Source organism: Siphonobacter sp. SORGH_AS_1065 (genome assembly GCF_030818595.1).
Lineage (GTDB): Bacteria > Bacteroidota > Bacteroidia > Cytophagales > Spirosomataceae > Siphonobacter.
Genome location: NZ_JAUTAM010000004.1, coordinates 2,737,434 through 2,750,599 on the forward strand (window position 1 = coordinate 2,737,434; position 13,166 = coordinate 2,750,599).

7 protein-coding genes are annotated in these 13,166 nt (G+C 46.0%); 4 read left to right on the plus strand and 3 right to left on the minus strand.

Going from position 1 to position 13,166, the window contains the following annotated elements:
* Positions 1-12 precede the first annotated feature (12 nt).
* The gene (locus tag QE390_RS12050; RefSeq protein ID WP_307142318.1) at positions 13-5,106 is read left to right on the plus strand and encodes a translocation/assembly module TamB domain-containing protein; all 5,094 of its coding nucleotides are present in this window, start codon (positions 13-15) and stop codon (positions 5,104-5,106) included.
* 36 nt (positions 5,107-5,142) lie between these two features.
* Positions 5,143-7,482, plus strand: a complete 2,340-nt coding sequence (locus QE390_RS12055) for a BamA/TamA family outer membrane protein (RefSeq protein WP_307142319.1) — start codon at positions 5,143-5,145, stop codon at positions 7,480-7,482.
* A gap of 435 nt (positions 7,483-7,917) precedes the next feature.
* Here the strand turns inward: QE390_RS12055 and QE390_RS12060 are convergent, their stop codons facing one another.
* From QE390_RS12060 to QE390_RS12070, 3 genes are read right to left on the minus strand one after another with little or no spacing between them, the layout of a single operon-like run.
* The gene (locus QE390_RS12060; protein WP_307142320.1) at positions 7,918-8,628 is read right to left on the minus strand and encodes a phosphatase PAP2 family protein; all 711 of its coding nucleotides are present in this window, start codon (positions 8,626-8,628) and stop codon (positions 7,918-7,920) included.
* 18 nt (positions 8,629-8,646) lie between these two features.
* Entirely contained in the window at positions 8,647-9,198 is a 552-nt protein-coding gene (locus tag QE390_RS12065; protein ID WP_307142321.1) for a DUF1599 domain-containing protein, read from the minus strand.
* Positions 9,199-9,255: 57 nt separating this feature from the next.
* Positions 9,256-9,834, minus strand: coding sequence for a hypothetical protein (locus QE390_RS12070; RefSeq protein ID WP_307142322.1), 579 nt, complete (start codon positions 9,832-9,834; stop codon positions 9,256-9,258).
* Between the two features lie 129 nt (positions 9,835-9,963).
* Here QE390_RS12070 and QE390_RS12075 point away from each other — a divergent pair, with 129 nt between their 5' ends.
* Positions 9,964-12,405, plus strand: a complete 2,442-nt coding sequence (locus QE390_RS12075; protein ID WP_307142323.1) for a lipopolysaccharide assembly protein LapB — start codon at positions 9,964-9,966, stop codon at positions 12,403-12,405.
* Between the two features lie 48 nt (positions 12,406-12,453).
* Positions 12,454-13,161: an ABC transporter ATP-binding protein gene (locus tag QE390_RS12080; RefSeq protein WP_106636217.1), complete on the plus strand. Its 708-nt coding sequence runs from the start codon at positions 12,454-12,456 to the stop codon at positions 13,159-13,161.
* Positions 13,162-13,166: the final 5 nt, after the last annotated feature.

Sequence of the window (13,166 nt, forward strand, 5' to 3'; positions counted from 1 at the left end):
GAGTTGACACATATGAATATAAGAAAAATACTTAAAATTTCGCTGGCTTCCATTGGTGGGCTCTTACTGCTAGTAATTGCCTTTCTGCTGGTTTTAGGCCTAACCACTTGGGGGCAGAACTTTGTTACCAAACAGGCCAATCGCTATCTGTCCAGTAAACTCAATACCCCTTTTCGAATCGGTAAAATCAGTTACCAGATTCCCGACTGGATTCAGTTGGAGGATGTATACTTCCAAACGCCCAAAGGCGATACCTTACTCAGCGGTGGTCGCTTGCGGGTCGATCTGGATATGCTGGGTCTGATTCAGGGTCGGGTAGCTTTGAATCAGATTGAGCTTGACAAGATTCGTCTGAACATAACCCGAACGTTGCCAGATACGGCTTTTAACTTCAATTTCTTAATCGACGCATTTTCTTCCGGTGCTCCTGCCGATCCGGCGGATACGTCATCGGCTCCCCTAGCTCTAAGCCTGTCGGGAGTAGGGATGAACGACGTTCGGATTCATTACGTCGATGATATCGCCGGGGCTGATATTCATTTTGCCGTTGATACGCTTACCGGAAAATTTGATGAAATCAACCCCGCTGAATCCCGTTACCATGTGAATGAAATCAAGTCCAGTGGTTTGGTAGCAAAAGCCCGGATTTATAAGGGAATAGACATTCCCGGAAAAGTGAACGATGCAGCAACCGTACCGGGCGATACCATGGATTTACGCATGGGCGACTGGCAACTCAGTCGTACCGCCTGGAATATCAGAGCCGAAGAAGCGGGATTCAGTAGTACTGGAAAAGTAGGACAACTGAACTTGGCCGGAGATCAGTTGTACCTGGAAGGACAACAGGCTCTTATTCGTTCGCTGGAGTTAATGAATTCCCAGATCACGGCAACGTTGGGTAAAACAGCTCCGCAACCCGAAGCCCCTCCCGCTCCAAATAATAAAGAAAAACCCCAGGACCCCAATGCGGGTTGGAAGGCTAAAATTGGTCGGGTTCGCTTTGCTAATAATGACATTAAGTTCGATAATGATAACAACCCCCGGCAACCCAAAGGGCTGGATTATAGCCACATTGATATTAAAGGATTTACGTTGGCGGGAGAAGAGCTAGTGTATCAACCTAACCTGATCTCTGGAAAATTGCGTCAGGGTAAATTCCGGGAAAAAAGTGGGGTGAACCTCCAGCGTTTTGATGCCGATGTCTTCTACAGTCCGCAGCAAATTGGGTTAACGAACTTTATAGTACAGACGCCAGGTACGCTGTTGAAGGATAAATTAATCATAAAATTCGATTCGCTTGGACAACTTACCCGAGCGGCTGAGGCCAAACGAGTGCTGGTGGATGTAAACATGACGCAGAATAGGATCTCTTTTGCGGACATTATCACACTGGTACCGAGTCTGGCTCAAACCACGCCCCTCAAAGGCAATGAAAAGGCCGTCTTAAATGCCTCCATTCAGGCCAAAGGCTCACTGGCGGATTTGAATTTACCCCTGGTTGAATTCTCCATTCTGTCTTCTACAAAAGTCAAGGCTCACGGGAAGGTGTCGTATCCGACTGATCCCGAAAAAATGGGGCTGAACATCGTGCTGGAGAATGCAACGACGAGTTCGGCGGATGTGAAGAAACTGGCTCCTAAAGGTTCTCTGCCCGATTCCATCAGTATTCCGGCTCAATTGAAACTGGCCGGAACGGCAAAAGGTCGATTGAATGCGATTGATCTGGACATTGCCATGAATTCTTCTTACGGAAATCTGTCTTTTGACGGACAGCTTAAAAATTTCGTAACCGGGAAAAATCAGGCCTATGCCGGGACGGCTAACATTCAGCAATTGGATTTAGGAAAATGGTTGATGCAACCGCAACAGTTTGGAGCAATCACTGCAACGGCAACGGTTAACGGAAGGGGAATTGACCCCAAAACCATGAGTACTACCTTTGATGTAAACGTACCCGAGGCCACGTTGCAAGGGTATACTTATCGTCAGTTTGCGGCGAAGGGAAGTTTAAATCAGGGTTTGCTTGATGTAAAAGGGGGGATTAACGATCCCAATGCCCGCTTAAATCTGGTGGCAAATGCCAACATGAAGGGAGAGTTTCCGACGGTAAAGGGTACCGTAGCAATTGAACAATTGGATTTACACGCCCTGAAATTGTACACCGATCCGTTCCAGGTACAAGGAAATATTCAAATGGATTTTGCTTCAACCAATCCTGAAAAATTAATTGGAACGCTGCGGACGGAGAATCTGAATATTAACCTGAAAGGGGAAAATTATCCGGTGGATTCGTTATACCTGACGGCGAATGCTGAAGGAACGAGCAAAACCATTATCGCTCGCACCCCTTTCGCGGAGCTTGATCTGGGCGGTAACTTCCAGTATGCCGATCTGGCAGCGGCGGCTCTGACGGAGGTTAATAAATACGTGACGATTCCTGATATGAAGGTGGAAGCTCCCAAAGCTCCAACGGACTTTACGCTGAAAATGCGGGTTCGTCAGCATCCTCTATTACTTGCTTTCGTTCCTGGCTTAACTCGCCTGGAGCCCGTTAAAATTGAGGCTACGCTGGATAGCAAACGAGCAGATTCTACCCTGAATATTTCCGTTACTGCCGGGCCTATTGAGTACGATTCGATGTTGGTTGCGGGAGCTAATCTGAAACTGGCTTCTACGGACGGGAAACTGGTATTACAGGGACAAGTCGGTGAAATCCGCAAACAGTCGCTTCATTTATACCCAACAAATATCACGGCGTCAGCGGCTCAGAATCAGTTACAGTTTAAAGTAATGAACAAGGATTCCGTAAACAATGATCGTTTCGGAATTGCGGGTCGGGTGGGGATTCAGGGCGACTCCTATGAATTACATCTGGATCGGCAGGCTTTATTAACCAATTATCAATACTGGAATTCTGATACCACGGGTTATATCCGATATAGCAAAGCAGGCGTAGTGGCGGAAAAATTCCGGCTGGAAACCAATAATCAGGCCTTGATTGTGAACAGTACCGAGCCCACCCCGAATGCTCCTTTACACGTAGAACTGAAAAACCTGGTTATTGGTGATCTGCTGAAACTGGCGAATCAGGATAGCACGATGGCTGGTGGTTTGCTGAATGGCGACGTGGTAGTAAAAGATTACCTCGGTACCGAAGGCACCAACAAAAAGCTGAGCTTCACGGGCGACCTGAAAGTAGACAGTCTGAATGTCATGCAAAAGAACCTGGGTAACCTTCAGGCGAAATTTGCTAACATGACTGACGACCGGATTCAGGCGGATGTAACCCTTGTGGGCGAAATGAATGATGTTCATGTGGGTGGTTTTTATAACCCAAGTTCCACCGACCAGGCTCTGGATTTGAATGTAGAATTACGTCGATTGGATACTCGTACCATCGAAGCCTTTAGTTTCGGTCAGTTACGCGAGACGAAGGGAGCCTTGCAGGGCGAAATGACGGTGAAGGGAGCCGTGGATAAACCCCGACTGAATGGTCAGATTAACTTCAATGATGTAGGTTTCAATGTCAAGTTTGTGAATGAATCGTACACCATTAATGACGAGGCTATTGTCTTCGATAACCAAACGATTCGATTCAATAAATTCGATTTAAAAGACCGCGAAGGCCACGCCTTTACGACGGACGGAACGGTGAATATCGCCAACTTACCTGACGTTAGTTATAGCCTTCAGGTAACGGCCAATCAATTCAATGTGCTGAATGCCTCTCGCCGGGATAATGAACTGGTATATGGAAATGCTTCGTTAACAACTAATCTTCGGATTCGTGGAACTGGGTCAACGCCTTCGGTTACCGGGAATCTGAAAGTAGAAGACGGCAGCAAAATTACGATGGTAATTCCTGACTCGGGACCATCCGCCGAAGAGTCGGCGGGCATCATTACCTTCATTCAACCCAATGACAGTACGGCTTTAGCCAAGTACCTCCGCAAGCCTAAAGCAGATACACTTAATACTAAAATAACCTTCGATCAGCTCGCAAATTCGAACATTTCCATTGACGTAGAAATCAATGATGCTACGGAATTCAATGTCATTGTAGATGAGCAAAGCGGGGATAACCTGAGAGCCAAGGGTAATGCCCGTCTGAACGTAACGATGGATGATGCTGGTAATATTGGCCTCTTCGGACGCTATGATGTGACGGAAGGAGCTTACTCGTTAACTTATCAGGTATTAAAGCGGGACTTTGAAATCGAAAAGGGAAGCAGTATCGTATTCTCTGGAGATCCTTTGAAAGCTACGTTGGATATTACAGCCTTATATCGCATTCAGGCTCGGGTTTCGGAGTTGATCGCAAGTCAAACGGATGGCCAAGATATTGGGACCAGTCGTAACCTTTATGCCAATAAATTACCTTTTGATGTAGCCCTAAAGATGGAAGGTAATTTAGCTGCTCCAGAATTAAGTTTTGATGTAATACTACCTGAAGGAGCAACAGTTCCCTCGGTTGAGATTAAGGAAGCGGTACAGGCTAAACTGGTGCAATTCAGAAAAGATCCTTCGGAAATCAATAAACAGGTTTTTGCCCTGTTAGTCTTAGGAAGTTTCTTACCTGAAAACTCTTTTGATTTCTTCTCCGGTAGCGGTGGGGGTGGTAGCTTAATTAATGCCGAAAACATAGCCCGTACTAGCGTAAGTAAGATTCTTTCTCAGCAATTAGATCGGCTGGCTTCTAATGTGATTAAAGGAGTTGACTTAAATGTAGGTCTGAATTCCTCCAGTGATTATGCCAACAATAACACAGGCCAGACTGCCCAAAATGCTGGTTCAACTGCTACCAAAACGGATTTGAATATTGGTTTATCGAAAAGCTTTTTCAACGGTCGCCTTTCAGTGAGTGTTGGTAAAAACTTCGTTTTAGAAGATAATACGGGCGTTCAACGGAATAATGCTCAGGTGTTTGATAACATTTCTGTGAACTATAACATCACTCGCGATGGTCGTTATATGGTTCGGGCCTACCGGGTAAATGAACTTGAAAACGTATTAGAAGGATATGTTATTGAAACAGGTCTGGGCTTTGTGATTAACCTGGATTACAATACGTTCAATCAAATCTTCGGCAAGAAGAAAGTGGAATAAAAGTATTTTGATTAACTCGTTTAACCCTTTCATCCATTGAAGTACTCTCTTAAAATATATCTGATTTTACTCAGCTTTGCTGCTCTGGTATCGGGCTGTAATGTGGCGAAGCATTTGCCCGCCAATGAACGGCTTTATAGCGGAACGGAGATTGAAATGTTACCTTTTGACGGGGTAAGCAGTAGCGATCGGAAGGCTCTTAAAAGTGAGTTGGAAGGCCTGGCCCGACCTAAGCCCAATAGCACCATCTTTGGATTTCCTTACCGGGTCTGGCTGTATTATGTCATTGGAGAGCCTAAAAAAGATTCCAGCTTTCGGGCGACGCTTCGCCGGAAACTGGGCCGTGAACCTGTGTTTGCCAGTGCTCGCTCCGTAGTAACGAACGCGAATGTGTGGAAGTCTTTTCTGGAAAACGAAGGATACTTTCACTCGGAAGTAGCCGGAAAAATTGAAGAAGATAAAAAAGGCTATAAGGCCAAAGGTGTTTATCAGGTAACGGTACACCGCCGTTATACTCTGGATTCGGTTCAATTTATTACCGACACTGCTCAGGTTGGGAAAGACTTCAAACTGGCCCAGCAGCAAACCTTACTCAAACCACCCGTTCCTTACCGACTGGAAAATCTGAAGCTCGAACGCGAGCGAATCAGCCAGGAAATGAAGCGAAAAGGGTATTATTACTTTATTCCTGATTACGTAGCCATTTTAGGCGATACGTCCCGCAACAATTACAAAGCAAAACTATACCTGGCCTTGAAGCCAGAAATGCCCGTGGCGGCTGGACAGCAATACTACATCAGGAACGTTTATATCTATCCTAATTTTACGTTAAATACCGCTGCTCAGGATACCAATAGGAGTGAAGCTTTTCGAACGATTTCCGGTTTTCAGGTAGTGGATCCAGACCGTACCTACGATGATCGACTTTTTCAGGATGTCATTGGGTTCAAGCCGGGCCGTCGGTACAATAGCCGGGTTCAGGATATTACACTTTCTCGTCTGATTAACTTAGGGACATTCAAATTCGTTCGAAATCGGTTTGCTCCGGCTGTTCAGGGGGATTCTACCGTGCTGGATGTACATTATTACCTGACTCCATATCCCAAAAAGTCTTTACGTTTAGAAATTGCCGGAACGTCTAAATCCAATAGCTTGACGGGTTCGCAGGCTACGATTAGCTGGCGAAACCGAAACATTTTCAAACGAGCTGAGCTGTTAACCATTAATGCAACCGGGGGAATTGAATCTCAATTTGGTGCAGGAGGGCAAGGCTTAACCAATATTAGTTACGGTCTGAATGCTTCGATTACTTTCCCGAGATTAGTGAGTCCCATTCGGATTGATTATGATCGTCGGCAGGTATTGCCTAAAACTGAAGTAACACTGGGCTATCAAGCCATTGCTCGTAGTCAGTTATATAGATTGAATTCATTTACAGGTACTTTTGGCTATTCGTTCCGGGGTAATCAGAAAGTAGAACACACGATTATTCCATTGAGTATGACGTACGTCTATGTGCCAGCCAGCAGTTTAGGTGATCGTTACTATCAGGCATTAACTGATACTGTTAATACATCATTAGCTGCTCAATATAATGCAGTAGTACAAGGAGTACAGCTCATCCCAAGTAGCTTATATTCTTTACATTTTAATTCTTCATTACAAAATCAGAGCCGTTACTCCCAGCAACTTATCTTTAATTTTGAACCTGCGGGTAACTTAGCAGGACTCTTGTTTAGGGATAGTGATGGGAATGGGAAAAAGGAAATATTTAATTTGGCTTTTTCTCAATATGTACGAGCAGACATCGATAGTAGACATTATTTAAAAATATCTAGACATTCAACGTGGGCTTCTAAAGTCTTCGCAGGTGCAGGTATTCCTTATGGGAATTCCAGTAGTTTACCTTTTGTAAAACAATACTTCATAGGGGGTAGTACAAGCGTTAGGGCATTTAGGCCAAGGGGAATTGGGCCAGGAAGCTTCGCACGTCAGGGCCGAACCATATTATTGCAAGATGGTGGAGGAGATATTAAATTAGAAGCAAGTACAGAGTTAAGAACCCAGTTTAATAAATACTTACAGGGAGCTCTTTTTGTGGATGCTGGGAATGTTTGGATGTTTAAAGACCCAACCCAGTACGATGAACGAGCGGTAATATCTAAGAACTTCATGAAAGAAATAGCGGTAGGGGCCGGGGTTGGTTTGCGAATCGACGTTACCTATTTTGTACTACGTTTTGATCTGGCAACTCCTCTCCGTAATCCTACTTTTGCTGAAGAAAATCGTTGGGTACTAGACAAAATCAACTTCCGTGATCGGAACTGGCGGAGAGAGAACCTGGTCCTGAACATTGCCGTAGGTTATCCTTTCTAATACCATAGAATGGATTAAAAAGGCCCGGAATGCTTAAGCGTTTCGGGCCTTTTTATTGTAGGGACGCGACTTCATCGCGTTTGGCTCTCCCCTTACGCCATGGCTGGTGAGACACCAGCCATTTGTACGCAAACAGTGGTTGGTGAGACACCAACCACTGTTTGCGTAGGTTATCTTTTCTAATCAATAGGATTTGATCAAAAGGACTTCAAACGCTTAAGGATTTGTAGAGCCACGACTTCATAGCTCCGCCATGGCTGGTGTCTCACCAACCACTGTCTGCGTAAGGCTTGATAAAAACTCCATAGGGGTTAAATGTAATAGTAGCCCCGGATGCTAATCCGGGGAATCTGTAAACGCAAACAGTGGTTGGTGAGACACTAACCACGGCGTAAAAGAATAACTGAAAACAGTAAACCGACAACTGAAAACTACCTAAAGTGGTGCAACCATCGCGAGCCCATACGTCTGCCCCGAGTAAAAAGGCATAACGGCGAGTTTGTTTTGCTTGAAGATTTTCCGCTGAATCCAGGGGTAAACGGCATACACGGCTTCGGTAGAAGCGATGCCTAAACCGGCACTGAATAAAACATCAGCGACCCAATGCTTGTCATTTAGCACCCGCATCCCGGCCACACTCGTGGCGATGCCGTAACCCGCAATGCTGTACCAGACGCTTTGTTCGCCGTATTCTTTTGATAACACCGCCGCTCCTGTAAACGCTACCGACGTATGGCCGGAGGGAAAGGAAAGGTTATCATCCCCGTTGGGACGGGGATATTGAATAATCCGTTTTAAGCCATACGAGAGGGAGTTAGCTACCCCCTGCGATAACACCATCAATACCAACTGATCTTTGAACGCGTGTTTCCCTTTAACGCCGAGTGCTCCCAAACTCAGTGGAACAAGCGTCGGAACAAATTCCAGGTAGTTATCGGCTTTGGTCTGAAAGTTTGGAAATTCCTGCCGAACGCTCCGACGGATTTCCCGGCTGATACTTCCCTGAGTTACCAAACCTGCCGTCATCAGACTGAATGGAGCGATGAACGGTTTCCAGACGGGTTTCCGACGTGTGGAGTCAAGTTGAGCCAGTGAGGTACCGAAGAAAAACAGTACCAGCCAGCAGGAAAGTAAAAAACGGATCATGTAGCGGCGGTTGAAAAGTTATTGCTCGGATTGTTGCTGAGCCATCAGAATGAGACAGAAAACGGAATAGTTAACCATATCCCGGTAATTGGCATCCACGCCTTCCGACACCAGCGTTTGTCCGCCGAGGTCTTCAATTTGTTTGGTACGAAGGAGTTTCATCAGGATAATATCTGTCATCGAACTCACTCGCATCGCCCGCCAGGCCTCGCCGTAATCGTGATTTTTGTTGAGTAATAAGTGAATGGTTTCGTTGATTTCCTGATCGTACAGAGCCGAAAGCTCATCCGTTGGAATATCCATTCTTGGATCGTCGGCTAACTGAAGCTGAATCAGGGCCATCACGCAATAATTAATAATGCCGATGAATTCCGGTGTAATCCCTTCTCCCACGCGGGAAACGCCCGTTTCCTGCAACTGCCGGATTCGCTGGGCTTTGATATAAATCTGATCCGTCAGGCTGGGCAGGCGTAAAATCCGCCAGGCAGTGCCATAATCCCGATTTTTTTTCAGGAAAAGATCTTTACAATTCGCAACAACGTGACGGTATTCTACTTCAGTCTGTGACATATATTCCATTTAATAAGGCTGAAAAGGAGTAAAATAATCAACCAATTTCCGACAAAACTAGGAGCGTTTTCGTAAAAGCTGGTAACCTGTATTGCCAAAAATCACAAGAAGGATACCTAAAGCCATCCAGTAGGGCCAGTTCCAGTCAATGGAAAAGAGGCGAATAAACTGTAAATCTTCCTTCGACAAAGGGTTAAGGTCTACCGTAGCCGTGTTTAGGATGGTATCAAAATCTGACAAAAAGTAACGCAGCATGACCAGCAGAATAATGCTTAAGCCAGAAGCGATACTGTTACCATACAGAGTAATTTTTTCGGGAGCCCAGCTCATGCCAATGCCTAATACACACAATAACACCACGGCAGCGGCGGCGGGTTGCATCGGAATCCGGCGGGATTGGGTAAGGGCCGCATTTCCGTTTTGACCCAATTCTTTGATATCCTCGTTACTTAATCCCTCCGCCCATTTGGGCACGACGGCTTGTGGCTTTCCGCCCTTTACCAAACTCCAGCCCGTAATCGTGGCTACGGGTTCGTGATTGCAACTGATGGTCATGAAGTTGAAGAAGAAGCAGAGAACCACCAGTAAAAAACCACTGGAACTGAACAGGCGGGGGAGGGATTTAGTTAAAAACATGATTGAACGGGAGGAAATTATAAAAACAAAGTACGTCAACCGAAGGGCTAATAGTCAATAGAAACGTTCTTTGTGTCGTTTTAATTACGAATAATTTTATTACCACCGGAAACGGTTACCCCTACTTGCATGCAGGCAGCTATTTTTTGGAGTGCATGGCCTCGACCTTACCAGAGGCTTTTTTACATTGGATTGTTCGGATTCGTAGTTGGTTTAATAGCATGGGCCTTTTTTGCCTATCAGGGCGTTGACTCGGTTATTCATTGGGACGTGCTGAGTGAGCTGGGAGAAATGCCTTTTGGGTTGGATCAATTTGAGGCCAATGGTTCAAAATTCCAGATTCAGGCGAGGGCTTATGCTCTGACCGAGCAGTTTGTGGCTTCCCCCATGTCAGTAAACCATCCTTTGACCGATTGGGTTTGTCTCATTCTGGCTTTAGTGGGCGTGGCTATCACCTTAATGGCAACGTCGGCCTTACCCCGGCTCTGGTATTTCGGAGCCATGACGGCTTTTATTCTGCTAACCAGTTCCTTACAAATAGATGCCATTCTGGGCCGCACCGACCGACTGGCTACTATAATCCTGGTTACCGTCTTTGTGGGCGTTAGCTTTTACTTTCAAGCCTTTAAACGGGACGCAGGTTTACTCATTCGATTTATTGTTTTTAAAGTATTAATTGTGGTCAGCGTGGCCTTGCTTTGTACGGTTGGAAAAGCAACGCCCGCTGATCTTCTGGCCTACGGTTACCCTGCCGGAATGGTGCTGGTTATTCTGGTAGCTTTCTGGGTTTCTTTTGAAATCATGATTGGGTTAACCTGGCTGGCTACCAATCAGTCGGGACGAAACAGCCTGCCTAGTTTTACCGTCCTGAGTCTGTTTTACCTGGGTAACTTACTCTTAACGGACTTGCATACCAGTCGCCGAATCGATTGGGATTTGTTATACCTGAATCCCTTCGTGGTTTTTACGATTTCTATCATTCTGGGATTGTGGGGACAAAAGAAAAGAGACGACCAACGAGCCAGTTACTGGTCTTTTCAGCCGCAGGGAGCCAGTTTATATCTGGGGTTAGTAACCATTGCCGTCTCCGTTCTGGCCTACGTAAATAGCACGGCAAATGATTCCGCGATTGAATCCCTTTCTCAGGGAATTAACTATGCTCATTTGACGGGCGGCGTTCTGTTCTTCTTTTACGTATTACTCAACTTCGGGCCGCAGATGCGTGAAGGGAAACCCGTGCATATTGTGCTGTTCAAACCCGCTTACATTGCCAGTTTCCATGCTCGCGGACTTTCCGTCATTCTGTGCATGGTGTTGATGTATTACAACAACTATTACGTCTTTCAGCAAGGAGTGGCTGGTTATTATAATACTCAGGGCGATCTGGCTGCAGCCAGGCAGGATTATCGCCTGGCCGAGACCTTCTATCAACAGGGGGCGGAATTTGATTTTCAAAACCACAAATCTAATTACGGACTGGCTTCCCTGGCCTGGATTCAGGGCGATTTTGCTTCAGCTGCGGGTTTCTTCCGTCAGGCTGTGGCTAAAAATCCATCGCCTTATGCCTATGCCGGGTTAACCCGAAGTTTGACAAATGAAGAACTGGCGTTTGATGCCTTCTTCACCGCTCGGGATGGACAGAAACGGTTTCCCAACAATGGTGAATTAATGTCCAATCTGGCGTACTTACACGCTAAGGCGAACGGTCTGGATTCTGCTCAGTATTATTACGCAAAAGCCATTGAACTAACGAGACAAGCAGGAGTACCTGCGACAAATCTGATGGCTTTGTATCTGCGTAAAGGAGACCTGCCAGCGGCTGAAAAATTAGCCAGTGAACAGGCTTCGGATTACGTTTCGGTGCAGGTAAACCAGAAAGCCGTTGAGTTATTGAATGGAAAATCGTCCGAAACCAAGATTAGTATCGGGGCGGATTCGGTGTTGACTCTCGCTCAGTTCGCTTTAGTATCAAATGCTACTTTATCGGATATTAAAGCCGGAAAAACGCCCCCCGTGACAGGTTCAGCGTTACGTACTTTATCTGAGAAAGAAGGTAATGCAGCTTATTTTGACGATTTACAGTATCTGCATGCCCTGGTTTCGTATTATGACGGCAATAAACTGGAGGGACTGGACATCCTATCTGCCCGAGCGATGGCCGATACCGCCGCTTCCGGTGATCGATGGAGGAAGCCGCTGGCGGCCTTTTTGAATCGGGAAGTAGCGAACGAACAGGCTCCGCCCACCCGTTGGACGGGTGATGGTTCGGAAGAATTGATGCGTAATCCGCTTAACATTAAAGTGCTGGAACGCTACACCGCCGAAGCCAATCAGCGAAAAGAGCCGCAGAAAGCGTATAATGCTTTGTACAACGCCTTGAACTATCGTCAGGATTCGCCCGAAATTCTGAAGTTGTACATTTTGCAAAGCCTGGAATTAAGCCTGACCCAGTACGCCGAAGAAAAACTGAAAATACTGCAAAATGATTTTCCAGGACAATACGAAAGTTTCCTGCCCGTCTATCAGCAAAAACGAGCTTTAATCGAAAAACGTCAGCAAGACTTTCAATGAGTCAGTAAGTTTATCCAATCGGGTAAGCCGATAACTGGACTTGGGTTTATGAACATCATTGAAACCACACACATACAGAAACGCTACGTCATGGGGACCGAAGTGGTCGAGGCGTTAAAAGATATTACCATTTCTATTCAGAAAGGGGAATACGTGGCCTTTATGGGGCCGTCGGGCTCAGGGAAAAGTACGCTGATGAACATTGTAGGTTGCCTGGACACGCCAACTTCAGGAACTTACGTATTGAATGGTCACGATGTAAGTCGGATGGGAGAGAATCAACTGGCTGAAATTCGCAATAAGGAAATTGGCTTTGTTTTCCAGACCTTCAACTTATTGCCCCGTCAAACGGCCCTCGAGAACGTGGCTTTACCGCTGATTTACGCGGGTTATTCCAAAGCCGACCGTATTGAGAAAGCCATGTTAACGCTGAAAGGAGTAGGGCTGGAAAACCGGGCTCATCACCGCCCGAATGAGCTTTCGGGTGGACAGCGTCAACGCGTAGCGGTGGCTCGGGCTTTGGTAAATGATCCTTCGATTTTGTTGGCTGATGAGCCCACGGGAAACCTTGATACCAAGACCAGTTACGAGATTATGGATCTGTTCGACCAGTTATACTCCAAGGGGAACACCATCGTGATGGTTACTCACGAAGAAGACATTGCTCTGTATTCGCATCGAATCATCCGACTTCGCGACGGAATTATTGAAAGTGATTTAATCAATAAAGACGTGCGTAAACCGGATTTATTATAGCCTAC

Bases quoted from the DNA above. Each gene is read 5' to 3' on its own strand.
- QE390_RS12050 (WP_307142318.1), top strand. From the start codon at position 13: ATGAATATAAGAAAAATACTTAAAATTTCGCTGGCTTCCATTGGTGGG.
- QE390_RS12060 (WP_307142320.1), bottom strand. From the start codon at position 8,628: ATGATCCGTTTTTTACTTTCCTGCTGGCTGGTACTGTTTTTCTTCGGT.
- QE390_RS12065 (WP_307142321.1), bottom strand. From the start codon at position 9,198: ATGTCACAGACTGAAGTAGAATACCGTCACGTTGTTGCGAATTGTAAA.
- QE390_RS12070 (WP_307142322.1), bottom strand. From the start codon at position 9,834: ATGTTTTTAACTAAATCCCTCCCCCGCCTGTTCAGTTCCAGTGGTTTT.
- QE390_RS12075 (WP_307142323.1), top strand. From the start codon at position 9,964: ATGCAGGCAGCTATTTTTTGGAGTGCATGGCCTCGACCTTACCAGAGG.
- QE390_RS12080 (WP_106636217.1), top strand. From the start codon at position 12,454: ATGAACATCATTGAAACCACACACATACAGAAACGCTACGTCATGGGG.